Source organism: Myxococcales bacterium, from assembly GCA_012517325.1.
In the GTDB taxonomy this organism is placed as follows: Bacteria; Lernaellota; Lernaellaia; order Lernaellales; family Lernaellaceae; genus JAAYVF01.
On the sequence record JAAYVF010000087.1, the window covers coordinates 1 to 26,467 of the forward strand.

22 protein-coding genes are annotated in these 26,467 nt (G+C 64.6%); 7 read left to right on the plus strand and 15 right to left on the minus strand.

Annotated features, from left to right (window positions below):
• Positions 1–110: transposase (locus GX444_15370; GenBank protein NLH49959.1), on the plus strand; the 110-nt coding region annotated here is incomplete at its 5' end.
• 89 nt (positions 111–199) lie between these two features.
• Here the strand turns inward: GX444_15370 and GX444_15375 are convergent.
• The 7 genes from GX444_15375 to GX444_15405 all read right to left on the minus strand — a co-directional run bounded on the left by GX444_15375 (position 200) and on the right by GX444_15405 (position 8,787).
• Positions 200–1,405, minus strand: a complete 1,206-nt coding sequence (locus GX444_15375; GenBank protein ID NLH49960.1) for a DNA polymerase IV — start codon at positions 1,403–1,405, stop codon at positions 200–202.
• A gap of 51 nt (positions 1,406–1,456) precedes the next feature.
• Complete coding sequence (locus GX444_15380; protein ID NLH49961.1) at positions 1,457–1,945, minus strand: DUF2914 domain-containing protein; 489 nt, start codon at positions 1,943–1,945, stop codon at positions 1,457–1,459.
• Between the two features lie 83 nt (positions 1,946–2,028).
• A complete protein-coding gene (locus tag GX444_15385) occupies positions 2,029–2,802 on the minus strand; it encodes an SAM-dependent chlorinase/fluorinase (protein ID NLH49962.1) in 774 nt (257 codons plus the stop codon).
• The gene (locus GX444_15390) at positions 2,799–3,326 is read right to left on the minus strand and encodes a DUF4124 domain-containing protein (GenBank protein ID NLH49963.1); all 528 of its coding nucleotides are present in this window, start codon (positions 3,324–3,326) and stop codon (positions 2,799–2,801) included. The genes GX444_15385 and GX444_15390 overlap by 4 nt, the downstream gene beginning before the upstream one ends.
• A 127-nt stretch (positions 3,327–3,453) precedes the next feature.
• The gene (locus tag GX444_15395) at positions 3,454–5,742 is read right to left on the minus strand and encodes a hypothetical protein (protein ID NLH49964.1); all 2,289 of its coding nucleotides are present in this window, start codon (positions 5,740–5,742) and stop codon (positions 3,454–3,456) included.
• 58 nt (positions 5,743–5,800) lie between these two features.
• Positions 5,801–7,936 carry a hypothetical protein gene (locus GX444_15400; protein NLH49965.1) on the minus strand — a complete coding sequence of 712 codons (2,136 nt, stop codon included), beginning with the start codon at positions 7,934–7,936 and terminating at the stop codon, positions 5,801–5,803.
• A 149-nt stretch (positions 7,937–8,085) separates the two neighbouring features.
• Positions 8,086–8,787, minus strand: coding sequence for a DUF2461 domain-containing protein (locus GX444_15405; GenBank protein ID NLH49966.1), 702 nt, complete (start codon positions 8,785–8,787; stop codon positions 8,086–8,088).
• A 171-nt stretch (positions 8,788–8,958) separates the two neighbouring features.
• Here GX444_15405 and GX444_15410 point away from each other — a divergent pair, with 171 nt between their 5' ends.
• Both GX444_15410 and GX444_15415 read left to right on the plus strand, forming a co-directional pair.
• Complete coding sequence (locus GX444_15410; GenBank protein NLH49967.1) at positions 8,959–10,095, plus strand: hypothetical protein; 1,137 nt, start codon at positions 8,959–8,961, stop codon at positions 10,093–10,095.
• 164 nt (positions 10,096–10,259) lie between these two features.
• The gene (locus GX444_15415) at positions 10,260–11,615 is read left to right on the plus strand and encodes an MATE family efflux transporter (protein ID NLH49968.1); all 1,356 of its coding nucleotides are present in this window, start codon (positions 10,260–10,262) and stop codon (positions 11,613–11,615) included.
• Positions 11,616–11,669: 54 nt separating this feature from the next.
• Here the strand turns inward: GX444_15415 and GX444_15420 are convergent, their stop codons facing one another.
• The 8 genes from GX444_15420 to GX444_15455 form a co-directional block, all read right to left on the minus strand.
• Complete coding sequence (locus GX444_15420; GenBank protein NLH49969.1) at positions 11,670–12,764, minus strand: radical SAM protein; 1,095 nt, start codon at positions 12,762–12,764, stop codon at positions 11,670–11,672.
• 44 nt (positions 12,765–12,808) lie between these two features.
• The gene (locus tag GX444_15425) at positions 12,809–13,312 is read right to left on the minus strand and encodes a flavodoxin (GenBank protein ID NLH49970.1); all 504 of its coding nucleotides are present in this window, start codon (positions 13,310–13,312) and stop codon (positions 12,809–12,811) included.
• Positions 13,313–13,441: 129 nt separating this feature from the next.
• Entirely contained in the window at positions 13,442–15,658 is a 2,217-nt protein-coding gene (locus GX444_15430; protein NLH49971.1) for a hypothetical protein, read from the minus strand.
• A gap of 71 nt (positions 15,659–15,729) precedes the next feature.
• Positions 15,730–16,746 (minus strand): hypothetical protein, encoded by a 1,017-nt coding sequence (locus tag GX444_15435; protein ID NLH49972.1) that lies wholly within the window; start codon positions 16,744–16,746, stop codon positions 15,730–15,732.
• A gap of 74 nt (positions 16,747–16,820) precedes the next feature.
• On the minus strand, positions 16,821–18,242 hold the full coding sequence (locus tag GX444_15440; protein NLH49973.1) for a B12-binding domain-containing radical SAM protein: 1,422 nt from the start codon (positions 18,240–18,242) through the stop codon (positions 16,821–16,823).
• Between the two features lie 27 nt (positions 18,243–18,269).
• Entirely contained in the window at positions 18,270–19,262 is a 993-nt protein-coding gene (locus GX444_15445; protein NLH49974.1) for a BtrH N-terminal domain-containing protein, read from the minus strand.
• Positions 19,263–19,915: 653 nt separating this feature from the next.
• Positions 19,916–21,202 (minus strand): Glu/Leu/Phe/Val dehydrogenase, encoded by a 1,287-nt coding sequence (locus GX444_15450; protein ID NLH49975.1) that lies wholly within the window; start codon positions 21,200–21,202, stop codon positions 19,916–19,918.
• Between the two features lie 288 nt (positions 21,203–21,490).
• Positions 21,491–23,146, minus strand: coding sequence for a hypothetical protein (locus GX444_15455; GenBank protein ID NLH49976.1), 1,656 nt, complete (start codon positions 23,144–23,146; stop codon positions 21,491–21,493).
• Positions 23,147–23,328: 182 nt separating this feature from the next.
• On the opposite strand from GX444_15455, the gene GX444_15460 reads away from it, so the two are divergent.
• The 4 genes from GX444_15460 to GX444_15475 all read left to right on the plus strand — a co-directional run bounded on the left by GX444_15460 (position 23,329) and on the right by GX444_15475 (position 26,424).
• The gene (locus tag GX444_15460; protein NLH49977.1) at positions 23,329–23,691 is read left to right on the plus strand and encodes a hypothetical protein; all 363 of its coding nucleotides are present in this window, start codon (positions 23,329–23,331) and stop codon (positions 23,689–23,691) included.
• A 39-nt stretch (positions 23,692–23,730) separates the two neighbouring features.
• A complete protein-coding gene (gene mltG / locus GX444_15465; GenBank protein ID NLH49978.1) occupies positions 23,731–24,774 on the plus strand; it encodes an endolytic transglycosylase MltG in 1,044 nt (347 codons plus the stop codon).
• On the plus strand, positions 24,771–25,283 hold the full coding sequence (locus GX444_15470) for a hypothetical protein (protein NLH49979.1): 513 nt from the start codon (positions 24,771–24,773) through the stop codon (positions 25,281–25,283). Before mltG ends, GX444_15470 begins: the two co-directional genes overlap by 4 nt.
• Positions 25,284–25,368: 85 nt before the next feature.
• A complete protein-coding gene (locus GX444_15475; protein ID NLH49980.1) occupies positions 25,369–26,424 on the plus strand; it encodes an alpha/beta hydrolase in 1,056 nt (351 codons plus the stop codon).
• Positions 26,425–26,467 lie beyond the last annotated feature (43 nt).

Sequence of the window (26,467 nt, forward strand, 5' to 3'; positions counted from 1 at the left end):
CCATCGACCAATATGTCCGCTGGTACAATGAAAAACGAATCCACTCGGCGCTCGGTTACCGGACGCCGAACGAGGTCGAAGCGGCTTACCTCACCCTAAAAGCCGCCTAAATCTGTCTTGCTTTCGGGGGGACACTACGAGGGTTTCTGCTTTTAACTAACCTGCAATGCAACGTAAGGAGTGTTCGGCGCGATCCGCTTCACTCCGCTTTTTCGGCGGTCGGCTCGCGCAGTTTTTCGGCCAGCGCCACGGTTCCCCAGCGGATGACCGGATCACCGTACTTTTCGCGCAGGCGGTCGATGGCGCGGTGCAGGGCGCGCGACTGCTCGCGGGCCGGCGAGTCGCCGAACAGGCCGCGCTGCAAATCCTCGTCGGCGAGTTGCGGAGCCTGCAGGCGCAGATAACGCAGGCGGACCCGCCGCGCGAACAATTGCGCGGCCGCGGGTTTCAGGACGGCGGCCAGATCGAGATCGAGGTTCGACGGTTCGGCGGGCCGGACGGTGCGCGTCTGGTCGCGGCCGTCGCTGAAGCGCGCCGTCAACTGCAGCGCCAGCGGCAACTTGCCCCGCAACCGTAAATGCCGGCCGAGCTGCTCGGCGAGAATCCACAGCGCGGCGGCGAGTTGGCGGTCGTCGTTGGTGTCCTCGGCCAGCAGGGTTTCGGCCATGGCGTGCGGCACCCGCGCCGGCGGCAGGACCGGCCGCGGATCGATGCCCCGGGACCGCTGCCAAAGCACCGCGCCGAACGCGCCGAAGGCCATTTCCAGGTGCGCCGGATCGACGGCGGCGATCTGGCCGACCGAGCGCAGGTTCAGTTCCTCGAGCAGGCGGCGGGCCTGCGCCGCGCCGATGCCGGGCAGATGCCACGGCGGCAGGGGCGCCAGAAACGGTGCCTCGCCGCCGGGCAGGACGTCCCAGATGCCGTCGCGCACCAGGTCGCCGGCGACCCGGCTGATCAGCTTGTTGGTCGCCAGGCCCAGGTCGCCTGACAGGCGCAGGCGGTCGGCGATTTCGCGCCGCATCTTCCAGCCGGCGTTTTTCGCCTCGCCCAACAGCCGCCGCGTTCCCGTCAGGTCGATGTACAGGCGACCGTGCGCCTCGGGCTCGACCAGCGGCGAATAGCGGCCCAGCACGTCGGCCATCGCGGTTTGCGCCCGCTGATAAAGGGCGTCGTCGGGCAACAGGATCTGCAGTTTGGGGCAATAGCGGCGGGCCAACGGCACGGGCATGCCCTCGTAGACGCCGTCGGCGCGGGCTTCCCGGCTGGCCGCGACGACCACGGCCCGGCTGCCGGTTTTCGGCACCAGGGCGACGGGCCGTTCGCGCAGGCGGCGATCGCGGATTCGTTCAACCTCGATGGGAAAATCGTGGACGTGAAAGCAGACGATGTGTCGCGGATCGGCCATGGCTCGTTTCGCTCGCCCGGAACAACCGCGGGCCCGGCGGTCGCGCGGGCGCTACGGCTGCCGCTTGGCCGGCGGCGCTTTCTTGAGCGGCTCGCCCTCGAGCACCGAGGGTTTGCCGACGACGAACGGCGCGACCGCCAGCACCTGGCCGCGTTCGTCCTGCACCTCGACGCGCCAGGAGCCCGCCTGGGCGGCGGGAATGTTCATCTGCGCGGTGCCGTTAAAATGATTCTTGTCGAGGGCGAGCGCGATCCGCGAGCGTTCCTCGTCTTCCCGCAGCCAGACCACGTTCACCTTCAGGGGACGCGACAGGTCGATGGCGTCGACGCGGCAGAAGACGACGCCGACCTCGGCCGGAAAACGCGCCGCCTCGCCCTGCAAGGCGCCGGCTTCGGTCACGCCCGTGCCGACCGCGGCCTCCACCGAAAAGTCCGGTATCGACAACCAATCCATCGGATCGACGGTCTCTTTTTCCTGGCCCCAGGCGACCGCCGCGCCCAGCAGGACCAGCGGCAGAATCCACATCCAACGGCAACGCACGACGGCTCTCCTTCCCGAAAAAAACCTCGCAAAACAATGTACGCCCGCCCCGGATCGGAAGCAAGTATTGCCGCGCGGCGAAATCAGGATGCGGGACGGACGCGCACGATCGTGCCGCGCGAAAAACCAAGCGCGGCGGCACTGCCCTCGCGCACGGCCAGCTCCAGAAAACCGTGCGAGCCGATCAGCGCCAGCAGCTGACCGTGGGGGACGTCGTCGTAGGTGCGGGAGAGCGGCAGCGGCGGCAGGCCCGGCGCCTCGACGAGGCAAGGGCCGGGGCCGATTTCCTCCAGCCGGGAGGCGGGCAGCGCGGTGATGCAGTTGCCGAAGCGATCGACGTGCGCGACCGCGACGATCAACACTCCGGCCTGCCGACGGATTTCCCAGTCGGGGAGACGGACCGGATCGGTCACCGCGGGGCCGCATTCCGCCACCGGCAAACCGCCGGCCAGCCGCGCGGCGGCCGGGGCGAACAGGTCGCGGCCGTGAAAGGTCGGCGCGGCGTCGGGCAGCCACAAATCGGGATCGGCCAATTCGCGAACGATCGTCCGATCCTCCAGAAACGGCGAAAACAGACCGTTGTCGGGGCCGACGAACAACTGGCGCCGCCAGACCGCGACGATCCCCCGCCGCGACCCGCCGACGCCCGGGTCCACGACCGCCACATGCACCGTCTCGGGCGGAAAAAACGGCGCCGCCTGGGCCAGCGCGAAAGCGCCGTGGCCGACGTCGAACGGCGGCACTTCGTGGGTGATGTCGACCACCGTCGCGCGCGGCACCAGCGAATAGATGACGCCCTTCATCGCCCCGACATAACCGTCGGCCAGGCCGAAATCGGTGGTCAGGGTGATGATCATGGCCGGCCGAGGACCTCGATTTTATAGGAGTCGATCTTGGGATTGACCTTGACCATCAGGTGAAATTTCCCGTCCTGTCCCGGCGACAGGACCATCGGGTCCACCAGCGTGGTTTCGACCATCAGGAAGCGGTCTTCCTCGTCGTAGAAAGTCACCTTCACCTTGACCTGGGTGACCGGCTGGCTGAAGCCGTTCCGGACCTTGCCGACGATGTGATAGAAGTTGTCTTCCCGGTAATAGTTATCCTCGGTCAGATCGACCTGACCGGTCGGCTTGGCCGGCTCCTCGCCACGGGGCTTGGTGGTGGCCTCGGTGGGGACGAAGGAACCCTTGACGGCGGAATTGCGGAAACGTTCGGGAATTTCGTTCAAATTGTCGGTGTAGCGAACGCGGCCCTGCTCATCGACCCAGCGATAGAGCACGCTGGTTTTCGTGCCGGTCTGCGCTAGGGCGACGCCGACCAGAAAAAACACGAAAAGCCAGACAAAAACGATGACCGCCCGCAGCTTCAGTTTAAACCTCACCCGCCTAGCACCCGCGCTTCCGTGATCTTAATGGCCGGACCGCCACTGTCAAGGAAGACGTGGGGCAAAAACCCTTTTCCGCTCAAACTTTCGGTGGGACAAGCGACCATCGCCGCTTGTTCCCGCTTTATCGGCCGACCGTCCCCAACGGAAACAAGGCATAGCGCAGGGATGCCGAGCCCGCGTAGGCCGCATGCCCCCAACCGGCGCGATCCAGAGCGAACGAAGTTCGTCCGCTGACCGAGGAACCCGTATCGAGCACCCGGCCGGTCCAGCCGGCCGCCGGATCGCCCCAGACGTAATCGGTTTGCGCGGGGTCGCCGCTGTAATAAGTCAGATGCGCCGCGCCTTGCCGGTCCGCCGCCAAGGAGGGGTAATAGAAGTTGCCGCCCTCGCCGATCGTCACGACCTGCCAGGCGGCGAATTCACTGGGCTTATACGCGTACCGCAACCATCCGTCCAGGCCCGTCGCATAAACGGCCTGCACCGCGCCGGAGGCGGCGGCGGACAAATCGACGTACCATCCCGGATCGGACTCGCCGTCGACCGTCTCGAAGACCCAGGCCCCGAAACCGCCGGTCGCATAGCGCAGCCGGCTGAAAGCGGCGTCACGATACGCCAGGTGCACCCGGCCCGCGTCGTCCACCGCCAGCGACGAGTACTCGCCCGCGTCGCCGCCGGCGTCGACGAACTCAATCCGCCAATCGCCCGTGGCGTTGGTCGCGTACTTTAGTGCCGCGTGGGAATGGTCGCGGTAGGCGATGTGGACGCGCCCGTCGCCGTCCAGCGCCAGCGACGGGTTCAGGCCGACGTCGCCGTCGGCATCGATGGTCAGGCCGATCCAGCCGCCCAGGAGATTGGTGGCGTAAACGAGGTCGCCGGCGGCGCGGTCGTAGAAGGCTACATGCGCGAAGCCCCCGTCGTCCACCGCCAGCGACGGGTAATAACCCGTGTCGCCGTCGGCGATCACCGTTTCGATCGTCCAGCGGTTGCCGAGCAATCGGGCCAGTTTCAGCCGTTTGTTCGAGTAATCGTAGTAGGCGATTTGCGGCCCGCCGTCGCGGTCCAGCGCCAGCGAAGCGTACAAGCCGACCACGCCGTCGCCGTCGAGGTGCGCGACCGTCCAGGCGGCGCCGTCGTACTCCGCCAGTTGCAACCCGTCGAGGCTGTAAAACGAGAGGTACAACCGTTCCGCCGCGGCCAGCAAATGGGTCTGCTCGCCGTAGAGCCGGCCACCGCCGACGGTTTCGACGTTCCAGACGCCTTCCCGCCGTACCGCGTGCAGCAGTTGGTCGGCGCCGTTGTCGTAATAGGCGGCGTGGAAATCGCCGGCCTCGTCCGCCGCCAGCGAAACGTAATAGCCCCGGCCGGACGCCTCGTCGATCCGTTCGCTCTGCCAGAGGCTGCCGTCGCGCCACGCCCAGTAAGGGGCGGTATCCGGCCCGGTGTAACGGTAGGCGATGCCGATCCGGCCGTCCGCGGCGATCGCCAGCGGATGATAGGTTTCCAGCCGGGCGCTGGTCGCCACGATTTCGGTCCGCCAGGCGTCCGAGCTTTTTTCCGCGTGGTAAAGGCCCGTCCCGCGGTTGTAGGCGATATGCGGGCCGCCGCCGGCGTCGAACGCGATACCGCTGAACGGGCCGAAGGTTCCCGAGTCGCCGAGCGTCGCGAATTGCCAGTCGCCGCCGGCGTTGGTCGCGTAGGTCTGCCGGCCGTCCCCGTCGACGTACGTTAAGTGGGCCTGCCGGTCGGCGTCCACCGCCAGCGCCGGCCGCACCGCCGCGGATTCCGCCGCGTCCACGTCCGTGAATTCCCAGCCGCCGTTCGCGTTGGTGCCGTAAACGATGCGCTTTTCCACGCCGTCGAGCAGGTAGGCTACGTGCAACGCATCCTGCGCGTCGGCGACCAGCGACGGCGAGCGGGCCTGCTCGGCCAGTTCCTTCATGCTCACGGCCTGGTTTTGCAGCGTGTAGAGGTACAGCCAGCCTTCCTTGGCCGCGGCGACGGCCAGCGCGCCGGAAGAGAGGCGCGCCACGGAGGTGCCGTCCAGCCCGGGCAGGCCGCCGTCGATCAGCTCGACGCGTACCGCGAGAGGCGTGTCATCGTTGTCGTTGTCGTCGTCATTGTCATCGTTGTCGTCGTCGTTGTCGTCATTATCGTCATTGTCGTCATCATCATCGTCGTCGTCGCCGGAATCGTTGTCGTCGTCGTTGTCGTCGTCGCCCTCGTCCGTGTCGTCGTCAGCGCCGGGATTCGGGGTAGGAGAGGAATCGTCGTCGGTCGGGATCAAGCCGTCGAGCCAGTCATTTTCCGCCGCGTCGGCAAAGGCATCGGCGAAATCCTGGATGCTGCAGCCGGCGACGGCCAGCAAGCAAAACGCCACGGCAAGGTGAAACCAGCCCCCAAAGCGGTGCATGTCCGTCGCCCATCACCTTCATTGCCAAACCGGCCGGATAACTCCGGCCGGAAATTCGCTAGCGGATCGCCGCCCGCGGCGGCGCAACCGGTTGCGGCCGGCTGGTGTTGCCGCTGGGATCCTTCAGCCGGATTTGCAGCGCCGCGCTGTTCGGGGTCACGGCCGGCAAACGGAACGAATCCAATCTCAGCCACGGCGACCAGGAACCGGCGCCGACCCGTAATTGCATCCGTAGATTGGCGACCGGCGCCACGTAATCGTGGGCCCGGACCGCGAGGCCCCGCCCGTCGCGCGCCAACCGGACGCCTTCCAGACGCGGCGCGACGCGATCCAGCACGAAGGTCAGCCGCGCCGGCTTCGCGGTGGTCATGCCCAACCCGTCGACCGCGACGGCCTCCACCCGGTGGACGCCGTCCAGCAACCCGGCCAACTCGACCCGTCCGTCGCGCTCTTCCAACCAGGCGCCGCCGTCCATGCGCACACGGAAGGAATCCGCCGCCGCCCCGTCCAATCGCGCCAGACGCAACACCGGGGCGGCCGTCGCCGACAAGCCGGCGCGCGCCGATTCGGCGGCGGTCAGCACCCGGTCGGTCACCACGCCGAGGCCGGGCAGGTCGAAGCCCGCCCGCGGGCGGCCGCTCTGCGCCGACTGTTCGACGAACTCGCAGTACAGCCCGAAGTAATCGAGGTCATCGCCCACGGCGCCGATCTCGTTGATCTGCAACTGGTAGCCGCTGAACGCCGGCAGCGGAATGGGCGGCAACGCGGCTGAGAGCATCGGCAGTAAAAAGTTGTTGATGAAGCCGTTGAGCAGGCTTTCGATCAGCGCCGGCGGCAGGATGTTGTATTCGTTGCCGGTGACGTCGAAGGTCACGTGCGACGCTTCGGTGTCGAGCGCGACGATCAGTTGATTTTCGGCGTCGATCGACAGCGTCAGGGCCAGATCGAGGTCGATGTAGGCCGTGAGCATCTTCACGTACCGGCCTTCCTTCTGGATGTACCAGTCGAGGCGGTACGGCTGCGCCACCAGCGACAGGTCGGCGTCGCCCTGGCCGACGACGATCTGCGGCAGGTCCACCGGGTACAAGTCGATCAGGTTCGCGGCGTCCTCGAGCGCCTGGGGCAGTTCGTAATCGGGAAACAGGCCGGCGAAATCGGCGAGCGTCAGCTTTTGGTCCAGCTCCCACGGAAACATCAGGCAGAGCTGGCCCTTGAGCAAGAAGCTGTAGACGAGCTGATTGAGCAGGTCGTCGGAAAAGAGCAGCGCGGCGTCGTAGGGATCACCGTCCGGCGTCGTGGTGCTGAATTCCGGCAGCGGCCCGTCGGTGTAGGGGCTCCCGATCGGGTCGCCCGGATCGATGCACGGATCCGCCGTCGTCCCTTCCAAAAACAGCTGGCCGGTCGTCGTCGCGCCGTAGCCGTTGGTATAGCGGGTGAAGTCCGGATCGAACGCGTAGTCCATCGTGTAGTCGCCGACGGTCGTCGTTCCTTCCAGCACGATGCCGCTCAGTTGTTCCTCGAGCATCTCGTTGATCAGTTCCGGGCCGAGCGTTTCCACCAGGTACGGCAGCATGTTGTCGATCAGGGCCAGGAGAATCGATTCGAGCGACGGATCGGGCAGGCCCGTGAAGGAAATCACCAGGTCGTCGTCGTTGATCAGGGTTTGCAGCACGGTGACCACGAAGCCGTCGGTCGGGTTGTAGTCGAGGGTAAGCGAGGCGGCCAGTTGCACCGGATCGGCGGTGATGGAGGCGGTCGCGTTGAACTGGGTGGTGCAGCCCAGGCCCCAGTAGCCGTCGATGCCGATGGTCAGCAGGCTTTCGCCCTCGGCCGGATAAAGCGAGATGAGCGCGTACAAGGCGTTGGCCTGCGGCGTCAGTCCCAGCAGCGGCGTCGTGGAGAGTTGCACGTCGAAGGTCTCGACGGAAAAGTCGGTGATGTTGGCCGAGCCCATGAAAATCAGGGAGCAGGACGACACCTCGAAGAGCGGATTGAGCCCCATGAGCACCGGCGTCAGGTCGTAATTGGAAAGAATTTGCGAGGCCATGTCGCCGATGAAATCCAGGCCGTTCTGCGTCAGGTACATGGCGGCGGCGTCCGGAACGGTGCCTTCAAGCGGAATCACGCCGTCGGCCGCCGTCGCACTCGTCGCCCAACATAACGACAAAATCATAATAATCAGGATTCGGCGCATGGAAACACCTCCCGCGTTCGCCCGATCAACCGGGAATTTGATTATAGAACCCGCTTTCGGGCCCGGTCAAACGAGAGCCCGGGCGGTCCGGCGCCGCCCTTCCGGCCGGGGGATGGGTGGAAATCACCCGGACGGCTCCGGATCGGGCCTTACAAATTCCGCTCGACGAACGCCGTCAGCCATTGGTGCAGCGGCAAGAGGCGGCGATAGATTTTGAAGCAGGTGTCGACGAATTTCGCGGTGTGCAATTCGGGCGGCAGTTTCAGGCCGGCGCCCGCGTAGAGGCCGTCGTGTTTGAGCAGTTCGGCGTTCGGATGCTCGGCGTCCAGCCCGCGCGGCACGCGCTTGTATTTCAGGCCGCCGACCTCGAAACCGGCCTTTTGCACGGCTTTGACGGCGTCGGCCAGTGCCAGCCCGTGCACCGGATGCACCGCGTCCTCCCGAAAGGCGGGCAGCAGGTCGTCCGGAAAACGGTACATGCCCGTCCCGACGTAGATCTCGGGCGGTTCGAGTTGAAAATAAAAGCCGGAATTTTCCATCCGCGGCCGCGGGCCTTCCCACATCCAGATGCCCAGATGGGTTTTGTAGGGCGACTTGTCCTTCGAAAACCGCGCGTCGCGGTAGATGCGGAACAGCGACCGGTTGACGCGCGGATCGGCCACGAGGCCCGGCGCGATCGTCCGCAGCTTTTCGCCCAGCGCCAGGATGAAATCCCGCGCCGGCGCCAGCACCTGCTCCTCGTACTCGCTTTTGTGGGCCTCGAACCACTTTTTCTCGTTGTGCCGGGCCAATTCCCGGAAAAAGATCACCGCCGGCTTGGGAAATCCGTTGAATGGTTGCGCTTTTTCCATCGGCCGCCCTTTGCTGCAATGGTTACGTTTCAAGATAGGCACGCGGTTTCGCCTCGGCAAGCGCCCGGTCGCCGCCGGATCCGGCTCGCGGTTGAAAAATGGGCTCTTTTTTTCTTGGCGCGAATGGTTTAGGATGCGCCTCCTTCTTTGATTTAACCTGAGGAAGGTTCAATGCGTAACGTCTGGACAGTGATTCGATCCCTCTATGCCTGGCTCGGCATTTCGCTCCTGGTGCTGCTGATGCTGCTCGTCGTGGGCATCGTGCGGCTGTTCGATCGCGATCCGGTGCGCTACCGGACCGGCTACGTCTTCCGCAAAATGGGCAGTTGGCTGACCAAGGTCAATCCCATGTGGGACGTGAAAACCGCCGGCGCCGAACTGGTTAAAAACCCCCGCAACCCTTATGTGGTGGTCAGCAATCACCAGTCCATGGCCGACATCCCCTGCATTTCCCTCCTCCCCTGGGAAATGAAATGGGTCTCCAAGGCCGTCATTTTCAAGGTGCCGCTCGCGGGCCTCTTGCTGCGCTTTGCCGGCGACATCGCCGTGGATCGCGGCGACAAGGCCAGCCGCGGCCGCGTGTACGACAAGGCCCGCCGGGTGCTGGAACAAAAATGCTCGGTGATGTTCTTCGCCGAGGGCACCCGTTCCAAGGACAACCGGGTGCTGCCGTTCCACGACGGCGCCTTCAAGCTGGCGATCGCCACGCAACTGCCCGTGCTGCCGCTCGTGGTCGACGGCTCGCACAACTGCCTGCCCAAGCATTCCTGGCTGTTCCGCGACAACGCGCGCGTGCGCATCCAGGTGTTGCCGCCGATCGACGCCAAGGGCCTGACGGAACAGGACCTGCCCGTGCTGCGCAACAAGGTGCGCAACGCCATCATGGACCAGCTCGCCGACTGGCGCGGCGTGACGCGCCTGGAGGTCGATTCGCTGATTCCGGTGGCTACCTGGCCGGAGCCAAGCCCGCTCGCGCAACGCTTCAAGGAAGCGATGGCCGCCATGGCGGAGTTGCAGCAGCGGATTTCGGAAGCCGCCGCGCGGTTGCCGCAGCGCGCGACCGTCGCCGCCGAATCGCTCAACCAGCTCGAACGCCGCGTACTCGCGGCGATGAACCAACTGCCGCACCTGGCGGCCGAAATCGTCGAGGAACTCCACGAGCGCGTCGCCGCGGTGAAAGCCGCCCTGGCCGATTGGCAGCATCGCGCCGGCGAGGCCCTGTTCGAAATGCCCCGGCAACTCGCCGAGGCGCTCGAACAGCTTTCCGCCCTGCTCCGGCGGGTCGAGGCGATTTACCAAACGGCGTAGCTCGTCCCTGCCGATTTTTTCCGATCGTTTTGCAGCCGCCACGATTTCGAACCCGCGCCTTCGCGTGGTTCGAGGTCGTGACTGATTTTTTGCCCGCGGCTTGTATTTAATCGCGGGGAGCGGATAATCCCCCGCTTTGCGCGAAGAAAGTTGACGGTTGATCGATGAGTTCGACCACCACCCAATCCCGTACCGCCGCCGACGGCGTCCTTCAGGTGCTCCTGATGGCGATGCCGCTGGTGGTCTCGTTCGTCTCGTTTTCGCTGATGAGCGTGGTCGATTCGTTCATCATGGGCCGGGTCGGCACCGCCGAGCAGGGCGCGGTCGGCCTGGGCGCGTTGCTGGCTTACGGCCTGGCGGCGATTTTCACCGGCACGCTGACGGTCATCAACACCTTCGTGGCGCAGGATTTCGGCGCCGGCCGCCGGACGGCGATCGCCCGGCACGTCCACGCGGGCCTGCTGCTCGCGCCCGTTTTTTCCGGCCTGGTCTGGTGCGTGCTGCCCTGGCTGCCCGAATTGATCCGCCTGATGGGCACCTCCGAACCGGTCGCGCCCCTGGTGCGCACCTACCTGTCGATCCGCCTGCTCGGCGTGCCCTGCCTGTTCGCCAATTTCGCGATCACCAGCTTCCTGCGCGGCCTGGGCGACATGCGCTCGCCGATGATCATCACGCTGATCGCCAACGTGCTCAACGCGATTTTCGCCGTGGTTCTGGTGTTCGGCCTGCTCGGCCTGCCGGCCATGGGCATCGCCGGCGCCGCGCTGGGCAGCCTGCTGGCCGCCATTTGCGAAGCCGGCCTGTACCTGGGCGTGTTCTTCGGCGCGGCCCATCACCGGCAATACGCGACGCGCCGCTGGCATTGGCCGCGCGCGGCGGACTTGTGGCGTTTCCTGCGCGTCGGGCTGCCGATCGGCTTCACGATGATGTTCGATCTCCTGTCCTGGACGCTGTTCAGCATCTACGCCGCGACCCTGGCCCCGGCGGCGTTGGCGGCGCACGTCATCGTATTTCAACTGCTGCACTTCAGCTTCATGCCGGCCGCGGCGGTCGCGATCGCCGGCACGACGCTCGTCGGCCAGCACCTCGGGGCCGGCGAACCCGACCGGGCCTACCGCGCCGCCGTCAGCACGGCCCGCCTGGGGGTCGGCTACATGCTGCTGATCGGCCTGTTGATCGGCGTTTTCGGACGGTACCTGGTGGGTTTGTTCAACCCCGACCCGGAGGTGATCGCCATCGGCGCGGTCCTGTTCGCGATCGCCGGAATGTTTCAGCCGTTCGACGGCCTGGGGATGACGCTCAGCGGCGCCTTGCGCGGCGCAGGCGACACACGCTTTCCGATGCTGGCGATGCTGGCTTCGGCGGCAATCGTCTTTTTGCCGGGCGTGTACCTGCTGGGCGTGGTGTTCCAGTGGGAAATCGCCGGCGCCTGGTGGGCCGCCCTCGTGCACATCGTGACCTTCGGCCTGCTGGTCGCCTGGCGGTTCCGGTCGGGCCGGTGGCGGACGGCCCGGGTCTAGCCGGGTATTGAAAAAGGCCAGGACGGCCTTTTTCAACAGACTGCCAGGTCGCGCTCAATCCTCCCGCAAAAAGCAGCATCCCGGGCAGGTCGCCCCGACGTCTTCGTCGCGCACGGTCCGGCGGAACCGGCGGAAGTTTTCGCCGTTCCACGCCCGGCGGAAGGATTGCGCGACGAGGCTTTCCGGTTCCGGATGGCGGCACAGGAAGGCGTTGCCGCGCGGTGAGATCATGACGCCGGTCCAGGGAAACGTGCAACGGTAGCGGTTTTGCAGCGGTTCGCCGGTCAGAAAACGCGCCATCTCGGCCGGCGGAATATCCGGATAAAACCGCACGCGGCCGGACCGGCATTCCGGCGATTCGCGCAGCACCCGCAGACCGGCAAGCCAGGTTTCCCGGTTCGGCGCCGCGGTCGCGGCCGGCAACGGTTCGCGCCGCCGGGTCGCCGGCTCTTCGGGACGGACGCCTCGGTCGTAATAAGGCGGATACAGCAAATCGTTCGGCAACTGGAACGTCAACACATCGGCCAGGTCGCGCTGCAAAAAGGCCAGGTAACCGGCCGGCGAAATCGCGACATCCCGCCGCAGCACGATTTTCAGATCGACCAGCGGCCCGGCGCGGCCGATCCTTTCCCGCGCCCGGCGCAACGCTTCCAGGGTTTTCGTTTTTTCGGCCAGGGCGGCAGCCGCGAGCGGCTCGAACAGCGAGACGCCCAGAATGGTCAGCCCCGCCCCGCCGAAACGGCGCGGCGCCGCCGCGACCAATCGTTCGATCGGGTTGTCGTCCAGCAGCGTGCCGTTGGTGATCAGCGAAACGCGGTGGTGCCGCGCAGCCAGTTCCACGATGTCGAGCGCGCGCGGATGGCACAACGGCTCGCCGCCGGAAAAAGAGGCCACGGTCCGGCGGGGCAATTGCGCCAGGATTTTTTCCGCCAGCGCGAAATCGAGATCAACCGTCCGGTCGCCGGTTTCCAGTTCGCGCAGAAAACAGAAATCGCAGGCTTGGTTGCAACGGTAGGTCAACAGGAAATACGCGGCCAACGGCAGCGGCGCGCGGCCGCCCGGCCACTGTCGCGCCAACAGCGAAACGCCGGCCGCCAGTTTTTCCAGGCGGCGCAACGTTTTCAGGGCGGGCGGGCGGGCGGCGGTCATGCGCCGAGCTTAGCGAAAAATCCGCGGTCCCGACAGCCGGACGCTTACGATAATTGCGTCCGCAGCATCCGCACCCACTCGGCGACCCGCGCGCCGGTCAGGTTCTTCTGGTTGTCCTCGTCGATCCCCAGGCCGACCAACCGCCCGTCGCGCAGCGCCTGCGACTTGATGAAGTTGAAGTCCTTGGCCGGCCAGTCGCCGACGACCTGCCCGTTCATGTCCTTGACCCAGCGATAGAGCGCCATCAGGCCGTCGAGAAACTCGTCCGGGTAGCGCTTCTGATCGCCCAACCCGAACAGCGCCACGCGCCTGCCGCCGAAATCGAGCGGCGAATGCTTGAAAATGAACGTGTCCCAGTCGTCCTGCACGTCGCCTTCGTACTCGGTCGAAGCGCCCAGGATCAACGCGTCGTAAGCCAGCAGGTCTTCGGGTTTGGCGCCGGCGATGTCGCGAATTTCCACCTCGCCCGCGAATTGGGACGAGATCATTTCCGCCACGCGGCGGGTCTTTCCGGAACTGCTGCCGTAAAACAAGCCGATTTTGCCCATGATCGTTTCTCCCGATATCTCCTGTTTGTTTACGGCGATCCGGGCTCAATAAGCCTGGATCGAATCTCAATAAAAAGATAGCCACCCGCCGGCGCCGGTCAATGAAAAGAAAAAATTTAGCGTTCTCAATTAGTTGGATTTATTGTTTTCGTCGGGGTTGCCGGCCGGTTTGTACGAGCCGTCCAGGGCGGCCTGAATCGTTTCGCGCAGCCATTGAGCGATGCGCGGGTCATCCCGCACCAAGGGGTCGGCCTGACGAAAGCGGGCGACGGCCGTTTCGACCTCATCGCGGGAAAGCGCGATTTTGCCCAATTCGATCAGCGTCAGGCCGCGCGTTTTTCCCCGCAGGCGATCGAGAAGCGCCAGCAGCCGCTTTTCCGCTTCGGCCGGTTGAAGCGGCGTCAGTTGAAACAGGGTTTCGGCGAGGAAATCCGCGTCGGCCACCGGCGGCGCCCGGTCGATCAGCCGCCCGGCCTCGTCGGCCTGGCCGCGCTTGAGCAACAGCCGCGCCAGGGTGAGCACCGAATAGGAATAGGCGTCCGCGTCGTCGATGGGCCGGTCGAGGTTCAGGCGCAGCAGTCGCTCGGCCTCGGCTTCTTCGCCGAATTGCAGCCGGAGGTTCGCCTCTTCCAGGTTCACGCCCGCGACCTGGTACGGCAGGATGATCTCGCGCAGCCGCTGAACGGCGACCAGCGCGTCGTCGCGCCGGCCCTCGATTTTCGCCCGGCGGATTTGTTCGGTGTAGGAATCGTACAGATAGAGCGGATTGGCGGCGAGAGTCGCGGCGCGGCGGCGATTGACGAAAACGGCGATTCGGGTGCCGTCCGACAGGGTCAGCGGTTTGGCCGGCGCGAATTGCTCGCGGATCCTGGCCAGTTTGTCGGCCGCGGCGGCCATGTCGAACTTGGGATCGGGAAACTCGAAGCCGTTGGGATCGATCGTCGGCCAACCGGGCGCGGCGGTGTACAGCACGCTGCGGTTCTCGAGGTCGTTCACGAAAATGACGAGGTGGTTGCGGATGTCGTCGACGATGAGCAACCGGTCGCCGGCCGTCAGGCGCGGTTCTTCGAGCAGGCATTGCTCGCCAATGCGGAACAGGTCGGTATTCAGGCCGCGCACATCCAACGCGGCGCGGTCGTTCGGATGCGCCCGCAACTCGGCGATGATCGCGGAAGCCAGCGTCTTTTCCTGCGGCGTCATCATCAGCGGAATATGAAAATCAAGGATTTCGCGGCCGGTCCATTGCGGGTGCGCGAGGATCGCGCCGACCAGAACGCAATTCGCCGCGGCCAGCCCCAGATACAACCAGGCCAATCCGCGCAGAACGCGGCGGACGGCCGGCGCGTCCCACAGCCGCCGGCCGAGGTCGAGCGTCCAGACCGGCAGCGCGGCATAGGCCGGCAGAATGTACCAGGCGCGCTTGGTGCCGACGATGAAGTAAAAAACCAGCGGAATCGCGAACCACGCGGCGAAGGCCGGATCGATGCGCGTCAACGCCTTTTGCCGCCAGGCGCGCCAAACGAGCCAACCGGCCGCCGCCAACAGCGGCAAGCCCCGATAACCGTAAAGCAGCAGCAAGGGGTAATAATAAGGCCCCGGATTCCACGCCTCGTTGTAGAGATCGAACGACAACTCCGGCGCGTATTTTTCTCGGTGGGTCAGAAACCAGAGGATCGCGACGGCGGCGGCGGTCGCCAGGATCGCCAGGCGGCGGCGGTTGATCGGCCGTTCGCCGGCCAGGCAGAACAACAACCCCGCCGGCAAGGCGAAAATGACGAAGACCGCCTTGCTCAGCGCCAGGCCGGCGGCAAGCAACAACGCGCCGCCGAGGCGAAGCGGCGAGTTCAGCCGCTCGGCGTAGAGCAGCAGCGCGAAAAACGCCAACACGCTGGCCAACAGGCTGGCCTCGAGGTTGAAGGAATAGCCGATTTCCCAGGTCGTCGGCGCGGCCAGAAGCACCGCCAGCGGTAGGAACAGTAGCGCCTCGTCGGTGAAATATCGTTTACCCAAGGCGCGGGCGCCGGTGAGCGCCAGCGCCCAGAATATCAGGACGGTCAGTCCGTAGACACAGGGATACCAGTTCGTGGCGATGATCAACGCTCCGGCGACGAGGTAGACCAGCGGCGTATAGCGGGCTTCCTGCTGCCGGTACATCTGCGGCAGCACCTTCGGAATGTAGAGATAGGCGTTGGTCAGATAGGCGGTCTTTGACAAGTGCATGATCGAATCATGCCCCGCCGGGCTGGGCCATTGGGCGTGCCAGGCCAGGAGCAGCGTCACCGCCGCCAGGATCAGCAGCAGCGCGACACGCGCCGGTTGGGGTGCGATGCGGTTTCGCCGATTCATCTGGCGACTATCCGTTTGTTGAATGACGGTAAACGAGTCCTGATGACCGGCAGATTATGCCATACCGGCGATCAATGCATATCCACCCGGTAGTTCGCCAACAAATACCGGCTGCCGATGGCATCCGAAAGCAGCAATTGCAAACGATAGAGCTTGACGCGCGGATCGACGTTGTCCTTGAAAATCGCTTTCAGGCGCGGAAGGAAATCGCCGTTGACCGCGTACGAATTGAAACTGCCATAGGAATAAGTCGAAAATAACAGCGGGTAAAACACGTTGCCATCCCGCAAGCCCCGATGAAAAAGCCCCGCGCAAAGCTCGATCGGCTCGGGCATTCTTTGTTGAATGGCATTCAATCCTGAATCTGCCGCCGCAGGACCTTCCGCTCCATATTCACTAGGTTCTTTGCAGGTATATGCTTGAGTGACTACTTGCACCAATGTTTGATCACACTTTTTCAGCTCGATTAACTTTATTTTATTTTTCTTAAATTCGGACCGGATGTAATGTTCCATCCTTTTCTTATTTTTAAATTTGAATGCGGCATCAATAATTATTTCTATTTTATTTTCAGATTCTTCGCATACTTCATTTCCTTCATCCGGGTCGTGATAATTATTCAATTGCGGCATTTTTTGCTCGATACTCTTGGCCGAACCCTTGTTGCCGAAGCTGGGCGTATTATCGGGAAAAACCTGGTAGCCGTTGACGTAGAGCTTGTCGTTTTCCCGCGTCAGGTAAAACGGGGGCGTCAGCAGGCGGCCCTTGAGCAGCAGGTAGCAATTCTTGCAATCGAGCCGTTCGCCGCGGCTCGGATCGACCGCGATGTCGGGCTCGGCAACCTTGAACGTAGCGAGGATTTCCGCCAGTTCCTCGTCGGAAAATTGCGCCTCGATCGGCAGCCCGGCCACCGTCGCGATTTGTTCGGGCGCCGAGGGCGCTCGCTCGGGCGCGGCGGCGGTTTCGGGCGCCGGCGACGAAACGGCATGGCCCGCCGCCCGGTCGGACAGCGGGTCGCAACCGGAAAAAACGAGAAACGAAATCGCCAGAAGAACGGGAAGGATCGTCAATTTCATCGCCTGCTCCAAGAAAAATTGCCGATGAATAATCATTGACATTAATAAAATAGAAAATCAAGTAAATATTTTCGGGACGGGGAAAATCAGCCGCTGAACGCGTAATGGCGCAGGAATTGCCAGGCGGCGCGCAGGAGCAGGCGGCGGCTGCTGGGTTCGCGGAGGCGGCGGCGGTAATGGCGGAAAACGGCCCGGCGCAGGTAGAAGCTCCGGTAGAGGCGGCGGCGGAACTTTTCGAGTTCGGACGCTTCCAGGCCCGTCGGCACGAACGACACCTGGTGCTCGCTCATCGCCTGATAGCCGCCGATTTTCCGGCCGTGCCGTTCGATCTCGTTCGTCAGTTCGGCGCCGGGGAACGGCGCGAAGAAGCCGATCATCACGTCATCGAGCGGCTCGCCCAGGACGAAATCGCGGGTCGCCCGCAGGGTGTCCGCCGTCTCGCCGGGCGCGCCCAACATGATGAACGCCTTGGTGGAGATGCCTTCCGCGCGCACCTTGCGCAACGCCTCGCGGGCCTGCTCGACCGTCGTCCCCTTGCCCAGGCGCCGCAGCATGTCGTCGCTGCCCGATTCGAGGCCGAACGACACCTGCCAGCAGCCGGCCTTGGCCAGTTCGCGCAGGGCGAACGGCGAGATGATCTGGTCGACGCGCGCCTGGCAGGAAAACGACAGCGGCAGGCCGCTGCGCTGAATGGCGCGGCAGAGCTCGACCAGCCGCCCCTCGTCGATGAACAGGCTCTCGTCGTGGAAGGCGAAATCGACGATCGAATGCTGCCGGTAGAGCAGCTCCATCATTTCCCACACGTAGGCCGCGCCGTGCATCCGCAGCTTCTGCCCGAAAACGCCGCGGTCGCAAAACGCGCATTTGTACGGGCAGCCGCGCGAGGTAAACAGGATCGTGCTCGGCAGCCGGAAGGTCGATTGCGGGCTGGGCCCGTAGGTCGGCGCGAGGGGCGGCAGCAGATCCCACGCCGGTTGCGGCAAGTCGTCGAGATGCGCGAACAACGGCCGGCGCTTGGCGAAACGCACCATGCCGCCGTCGCGGTACACCACGCCCTTCACCAGGGCCGGGCTGCCGCCGCGCTCGACTTCCCGGAAGATTTCCCAGGCCGTGGCCTCGCCCTCGCCGACCACGCCGTAGTCGATCGAGCGGTACGATTCGATGGTTTCCTCGGGCCGGCTGGAAACGTGCGGGCCGCCGAGCACCGTGACGCAATCCGGCGACAACTGCTTGATCTTCGCCGCCAGTTCGGCGGCGGCGCGAATGCCCAGGGTCGTGGCGGTGAGGCCGCAGACGAGCGGTGCCTGGGCGGCGACGCGCGCGGCGGCGGCGGTGGTGTCCAGGCCGAGGGCGGCGGCGTCGAGGATGGCGACGTCCACGCCCTGCGCCCGCAGAAACGCGGCCAGATAGGCCAGCCCCAGATTGGGCAGCCGATTGCCGACCGGCGCCAACTTGCCGTACCGGGCTTCCGGGCTCAACGGCGGATTGACCAGAACGAAGTCCGCCACGCTACCTCCGGGTAAACATCCCTGCGCCTAGCCGCGACATGCCCGCGCGGCCGAATAATATTCGCGCTCCGCCCGCGCCAGGCCGGCCAACAGGGCCGCCGCCGGCCGGAAATCGGCCGGGGGTTCCTGTTCGCTGAGCGCCCGCAGTTCGACGCCCAACGCGGTCCAGGCGGCGGCGATCCGGCGCATGCGCTCGGGCAGTCCGTGCCATTCGATCGCCGGACAATAGACCGCTCCCTCCGCCAGAAAATCAGCGTACATCTTGCGGAAACTGCCGCCGCCCGTGCCGCGCTTTTCGATCACCTGATAGGCGAAGCGCGCGCTCCATTGCCAATCGGCCGCCTCCCGCCACGCGGGCAGTTCGCGCGCGGCGCGCTCCAGGGCGGCGACGCCGAAAAGCTCGCCGCGATCGGCCAACATTTTCTCCGCCTGGGCGACAATCGCAAGGGGCACCGCGACGGCCGGGTCGGCCAGGCGTTCGGGCACGCGAATCTCGAACCAGTCGTTTTGCAATTCGAACGGCGGCGCCGTCTCGGCGCGCGCCCGGGCCAGGCTGTCGAGCGGCACCGGCTGCAACTGGTCGAACTCGTTGTCGCTGATCGTCGCGGTTTGCTTTTCCTCGTCGTAACCGACGACCAGAATTTTATGCCCGCCGAAGCGGGTCTTGGTATTGTAATAGTCGAGCCAGCGGATATCGGCCTGGACCATCGCCGGGCGGCCGGCGTCGATTTCGTTTTTGACCCAGCGCCAGGCCTCGGCGGGATCGGCGGTCTGATGGACGGTGCACGGGACGCCCAGATTGCGAAAGCAGGTCGTTTCCAGGTACGGCCCGCGACCGCCGATGTACCGCGTCGGGTTGAGACTGGGTCCGGTCAGGTAGACGAATTCCAGCCCCTCGCCCAATCCCAGACACATGGCCTCGGAAATCCGGTGCCCGTGAAAGCGCAGCAGGCGGCTGATGGACGTCGTGCCGCAGTGGTTTCCCCTGGCGTGCTCGTATCCCGAAACGGTTACCTGCATTCACCGACCCGGTGTGAATTGGTCCTTCACTTTCCACGGTTCGGGGAACGGGGTCAAGCCGGTGGGTCGGCGATGGAAATACTGCGAAACGACGGCGGGTTCGCCGCCAAATCGCCGGCTGGGGGAAGGGGGAAATACCTATAGCACCCATTAGTCATTTCTTGGTTTCACGAACTGACGAACCCTAAGCAATCACCACATCCTTGAGGAGGCCCCAGGCCGTCTCGTAAAGAAATGACCAATCGGCGCTGGATTGACGCGACCCAATGCCACGATTCTCTATCCCATGGGCTCCCTCCCATGGCTACGACCGTCGCCCGATGGGCGACGGTCGAACACCCGCTCAAGCGGGTTTGAAAAAAGCCCGCCGCAAGCGGGCGGCCGATCGCCTTCGCGATCCCAGCCAGAGGCGGAAGCCTCTGGATATGTAGCCGCGTACGATAAATCATTCCTGGCGTTTCAGGATATTTCGCTTCTCTTGAAAAAGCGGAAGAAAGCAAAGCAAAGAAATGGCGAATCGGTGCTCTAACCAACTATTGCCGCGGCGCCGGACGATCGCTGCCCCTCGCGGCTCGCTTCCGGCGGCGACGGTATAAAAAAACCGGGGCCCGGCGAAGCCGAGCCCCGAAAATTTTCTTTTTCGGCGGAGCCGATTAAATCCAGGCGCGGGCGCGGCAGGCCTCGACGACCCGGTTGACGGCGATGACGTAGGCCGCGTCGCGCATGTAGAGCTGGCGCTTCTTGGCCAGTTCATACACCGACAGGAAGGCCGAGGTCATCTTGAGGTCGAGCTTGCCCAGCACCTCGTCCTTTTCCCAGTAGTAGTTCATGTTCGACTGCACCTGCTCGAAGTAGCTGCAGGTCACGCCGCCGGCGTTGGCGAGGAAATCGGGCAGCAGGAAGACGTTCTTTTGCCCGAACACCTTGTCGGCCTCGGGCGTCGTCGGGCCGTTGGCGCCCTCGGCGACGATCTTCACCCGCGAGCTGATCTTGCCCACGTTGTCCTCGCGGATCTGGTTTTCCATCGCGCAGGGCATCAGGATATCGACGTCCTGCTCCAGCCAGGCGTCGCCGCCGAGCACTTCATAGCCCAGGTCGCGCGCCTTGGCCTTGTCGATGCCGCCGAACCGGTCGGTGATCGATTGCAACTGATCGAGGTCGACGCCGTCCTTCTTGCGGAACGAGTAGGAAGCGTTGTCGCCCTGGTCCCAGCACGAAACGCAAACCACCTTGCCGCCGAGCTGGGAATACAGCTTGATGGCGTACTGAGCGACGTTGCCGAAGCCCTGGACGCTGGCAACGGTGTCCGCCGGGCGGATGCCGAGCTGCTTCAGCGCCTCGCGCAGGGTGTAAACCAGGCCGAAGCCGGTGGCTTCTGTACGGCCGAGCGAGCCGCCCAGGCCGACCGGTTTGCCGGTGATCAGGCCGGGGTAACGGCCGCCGGTGATGGCTTCGAATTCGTCGAGCATCCACAGCATGTGCTGGGCGCTGGTCATGATGTCGGGCGCCGGTACGTCGCGCAGCGGGCCGATGTCGCGGGCGATCTGGCGGACCCAGCCGCGGCAGATCTGTTCCTGCTCGCGCAGGCTCAGGTTGTGCGGATCGCAAACCACGCCACCCTTGCTGCCGCCGAGCGGGATGTCCACCACCGAGCATTTCCAGGTCATCCACATCGACAGGGCGCGGACGGTGTCGGCCGTTTCCTGCGGGTGGAAGCGAATGCCGCCCTTGCCCGGGCCGCGCGCGTCGTTGTGCTGCACGCGGAAACCGCGGAAGACCCGGCAGGTGCCGTCGTCCATGCGGACGGGAATATTGAAGTGGTACTCGCGCATCGGGTTGCGCAGCAACTCGCGCGCCCCCGATTCCAGATCGAGCAGGTCGGCGACGTGATCGAATTGCGCTTGAGCCATCTGGAACGGGTTGTAACTCTTGCCACTCATCGCGTTGTTCCTTTCGCTATGATTTTGCAGTGGTGAACCGGATTCTCGGCATTCGGGAAGCGGAAAATATCCTCGGGAAGGTCCTCTTCGCCTCCGGCGAAGTGGGATGACGTCATTTCCACGATGCGGCACATAACCTGTCAATCACCTATGCAGTTGATCACTTGGGCTTCCAATATCCCTAATTTTTCCGTCCATGACCTCTTATCGTCGGCGGCAGTGTAGACCTTTAGGTTTGACTGTCAAGGGAAGGAAAAGCCGATTGTTTTTGGTTTCAGGACGTTCGATTCACGGCGCGGCGGCCGAATCCGCCGGCGGCTCCTGATCCCAATCGGCGGCATAGATTTGAAATTCACGCTTGTTCGATTGGCTGTCATCGGGAAGCCAGAAAGCCTTTTCCAACCGGGTGGAATAGCGAAGATGCCGGCCGCGATCCTCTTTCAGCAAACCGAGAAAATGGTCCCATTCCTGAAAGAACAGTAACAGCTTGGGCCGGCGTCGTTGGAGCAGCTCGTACAGCGGCAGGGCGCGCGGGTTCCGGCCCTTGCAGGTCGAGGGAACCGTCGCGTAAATCCGCGCCACCTCGGGATCGGTCAGGCCGACCAGGTCCAGAATCGGCCGGTCGGCGAAATAATAAAGCGCCCCGATATCGTGCGTGGCGATCAGGTCGCCCGGCGCCGAGTGTTCCTGCACGTATTTCACCACCTTGGCGAGATAGCCGTCGATGTCCATGCTCGCGATGGCCGCGCGATAATAAACGTAGGATTTGCTTCCCGTCAGCATCGTGAAAAACAAAAACAACACCGCCAGGCCGGCGCCCGCCAGCTTGCCGCCGCCCGGGAATCGCCGGCGCAACCACCCCGCAACCGCCGCGCCGCCCATCCCCAGGCCGGCGAAAACCACCGGCAGCAGCGGATGCTGGTAACGGCCGTTGTAATGTTTGAGCGCCCCGGTGAATTGCACCAGGTACGCCCCGTAAAACACCAGCAGAAACAGCGGCGGATAGATACGACTCCACCACCGGCGCGCGGCCAGCAGCAGCGGCGACAGCAGACTGACGACGCCCAGCAGCAGCCACGGAGCCTCGGCCAAGGTCTGCCAACGGCGGGACCAGGTTTCGCATGACGACATAAAAAAGTAGCGTTTGGCCGAGACGGTCAGCGGCATGACGTGGCCAATCAGCAGGTAGTTGCTCAACAGGTAAGGTAACACGACGACCAGCGTCGCCAGAACGCCCGCCCCGCACCAAAGCCAATCGCGCCGGGCCTTTTTAGCCGCCAACTCACCGCCCCGGACCGCGAACAACACCGCGGCCAGGAAATAGCCCTCGGGGCGCGTCAGGATCGCCGCGCCGCACAGGGCGCCCAGGCCGATCGTCCAGCACGGGGCAGCTCTGCTTTTTTCAAAAACGACGAACGACCAGACGATGGCCGCCGCGAACAGGTCGGTTTCCAGGCCGTTGAGCGCGCCAAAGGCCAGCGGCCCCGCCAGGACCGCGCCCGCCGCCGCGCCGGCCGCCGCCGGCAGGCTGCCGCCCAATTGCCGTACCCAGACGAACAGGCCGCCGACCGCCAGCAAAAACGCGAGCAATCCCCACGCGCGGTCCGCCGCGATCACGCCGATCGCCTTGCCCGCCAGCCCGACCAGCAGCACGTGCAGCGGGCTGGTGATGCCCGCCACCGGCGCCTGGGGATTGATCGCGAAAAGGTTGTGCTCGGCGAGGTTGCGTGCCGCCGTCAGGGTGATGTAGCTGTCGTCGATCGGAAACGCCTCGGCGAGGCCCGCCAGCGGGAACAAAGTCCAGAAATAAACGATGACGGCGGTCAACAGAACCGCCGCCAGCGCCCACCGCGGCGCGGTCGAATCGTCGGCCTCGAACCGCTCGCCGCGCGCCGCCAGCCAAAGTAGCCCGGCCGTCCATCCGATAAAAAGCAACAACAACATCCGCTTGCCATCCCCGACTGTTCCAGCGGCATTTAATGACATCGCACCGAAAATAACAACGGCCATTTCACCCGGCGCGAAAAATTGCCTTCGGCGGCGGGCGGCGCGATTTGCAATTTCCGGGACCTTCGTTAGTATACGAGCGATTTTCCATCGGCTTGCGAACAGGGAGATAAAAGGAAATGCCGAATCCCCAAATGATTTTGCTCGGCCTGATCGGGCTCAGCTACCTGCTGATTCTCGGGGTGCTGATCACCGGCATTTTACAACTCGTGCAAAAAAACAGCGCTTCCTTGAAAGTCATGCATCGTTGGGCGGTGATCCCGACGATCTTCTTTTGGATCCTGGTGCACATCGTCGCGATCCTGTTGACGAAAATGGTGCTGGTGACCTTTCTGCTGTTTTTGGCCCTGGCCTTCGCCGGCGCCCTCAGCGGCTGGCTGGTCAAACCGGGCGCGCGGCGGATCATGCACATGATCTTCGGGGTGATGACCTTTTTGCTGTTTACCCTGTTCATCTTCCGGTTCCTTCTGGTCGCGGCCTGATCGAACCGGCCGCGGCCGCTGTCGAAACGAGTCGGAACCATGACCGAAGGGTTGTTCGCTTCCGGGGAACCCCGGAAAATCACCTTTTGGGCGTTTACCGCCTTCCTGCTGGCCGGCCTGGCCGTCGCCGCGGTGGCCATGGCCTATCTGATGCGCCAGGCGCCGGGTTCGCCGAAAGATCCCCCGATCACGCTGATCATCGCGCCGGGCGCCGCGCCGGCCGATATCGCCGCTCAACTGGAAAAATCCGCCCTGATCGCCGACCGGCGCGGCTTCCTACTGCTGGCCCGTTACCGCGGACAGGACATCAAATTGAAGGCCGGCGAATATCAGATCGCCCGCGGCCTGCCGCTTAAGGAAGTGCTGGGCATTCTGGTCGCCGGTAAAACCGTGCTGCATCGCTTTACCGTGATACCCGGGCAGACCGCCGCCCAGGTGGCCGCCGCCTTGAAAAGCGAGGGCGTCGACCCGCGCAACGAGGCCGCCGCACTGATGAACGACGCCGCCTTCGCTGCCTCGCTCGGCGTGCCGGCCAAGCGCCTGGAGGGCTATCTCTACCCCGAAACCTACGCCTACGAGCGCGGGGAGGACGCCCGCGCCCTGCTGGCGCGCATGGTCGCCCAATTCGACAAAATCTGGAAAAGCAAACTGGCCGACACGGCGGCGAAACAGGGCCAAAGCCGGGAACGAATCGTCACCCTGGCGAGCATCATCGAGAAGGAAAGCGGTTATTCGCCCGAACGGCCGCTGATCGCCCGGGTCTTTTTCAACCGCCTCGCGGAAAAGATGCCTCTGCAAGCCGATCCGACCGTCATTTACGGCCTGGGCGACAAATACAAGGGCGACCTGACCCGCGAACACCTCGCGACCGACACGCCGTTCAACACCTACACGCGGCCGGGGCTGCCGCCGGGGCCGATCTGCAATCCCAGCCTCGACGCCCTGGAAGCGGCGCTGTCGCCGGCGGAGGGTTCGTGGCTGTATTTCGTCGCCAACGACGAGGGCCGGCACGCGTTTTCCACCACTTATGGCGAACACCAGCTCAAGGTGAATCGCTATCAGCGTCAGGGCGCGGGCGAATGAGGCGGCAAACGGCCATCCTCCTCGCCTGGCTGCTGCTCGGCGGCTGCGTGACCATGGCCAAACCGGACCTGACCGATTTTTCCAGCCTCCGAGGCTACGAAGCCGCCGGGGTGAACCTCCGCCTGCCGAAGTATTTCAAACGCTTCGAGGAAAACGGCGCGTTCCTTTTCCGCCCCGAGCCGCCGGTCCGGCCGTCGCCGGGCGTGTTGGTGAAGCCGGAAAAAACCAAGGACGACATGGCGGCGCTGGAAGCCGCCTACAACAAGGTGACCGAAAAAATGGGCGGCATGCCGGTGGTCATCCGGCGGTCGATCGCCGGCCGCGAAACCCCCGGTCTGCAAGATCAGTTGATCACCCATTTCATCTGGATTTACGCGCTCAAGGGCGCGGACGGCCAGGTGCGGATTCTGCAGATCATCGCGCCGGTCCAGTGGACCGACGAACAGGTGCTGGCGTTTCACGACCTGGTGGTGCAAAACCTGACCCTGGTCGATGACGCAGCGCGTTGACGCGCCGCCGGGCAGGCATTAAGCTGCCGGCCGGGTTCTCGCTTTCGGAACCGACCTTCTTTCGTATCGCGCGGAGGTTTTCGGCATGGCGATTTTCGAAATCCTTTCGGGCCTCGGCGGCGTGGCGGTGCTGGATGTGCTGGCCGCCAAGGTGTTCGAGCGGTTCTACCGCAACGAACGCCGCCCCGAGGCGGTGCATTTCACGACCACCGAAGACGGCTGGACGCTGGCGCTGCACCAGTACGATCCGCCCGCCGGCGTCGCCCGGAAACGGCCGGTGATCTGCTGCCACGGCCTGTCGGGCAATCACCACGGCTTCGACCTGACCGCCCGCACGAGCCTGGCGCGGTTTCTGGCCGCGGCCGGCCATCCGACCTTCCTGCTGGACCTGCGCTGCGCGGGCTTGTCGGACAAGGGCCGCGTCCTCGGCGGCAAGGCCATCGCCTGGAAACTCTCGGACCACTACCGCTTCGACGCGCCGGCCGCGATCCGCAAGGTGCTCGAACTGACCGGCGCCGACCGCCTGCACTGGATCGGCCACAGCATGGGCGGCATGATCGCCTACGCCTTCTTGCAGACGCCGCTCGCCGATCAAATCTCGCGCTGCGTCATCCTGGCCAGCCCGGCGAAATTCGACGCCATGCGCCCGCTTCACCGGTTCGGCTTCCTGCTCAAGGCGATTCCCGCCGTCCCGCTGCGAACCTTCACGCAGAGCACCGCGCCGCTGTTCGAGTCGGTGAAGTTTCTGCAAAAAATGAGCGGCAACCTCAATCTGCTGCCCGGCCACGCCGCGCTGTCGGCGGTCAACTGCCAGGACCAGACTCCGTCGGCGCTGCTGCGCGACTTCACGCGGTTCATCGACGCCGGCCATTTCGTCGGCGACGACGGCGCCGACCTGGTGGCGGGCCTGGACCGCGTCCGGACGCCGATGCTGTTCATGGTGGGCGCGGCGGACGAGTTGGCCGCGAACGGTTCGATCCAGGCCGCCTACGAAGCCTGCGGCGCCGCCGAGAAGGACCTGGTCCTGCTCGGGACGCGGCACGGGCAGCGCACCGAGTACGGCCACCTGACGATCCTCCTGGGCGGAAACGTTTACGAGGAAGTCTTCCCGCGCATCACCGCCTGGCTGGCCAAGGGTTGATTCCCGGTCCGCCGCGCCCTAAGCTTGAGCCGCACTAACCCGG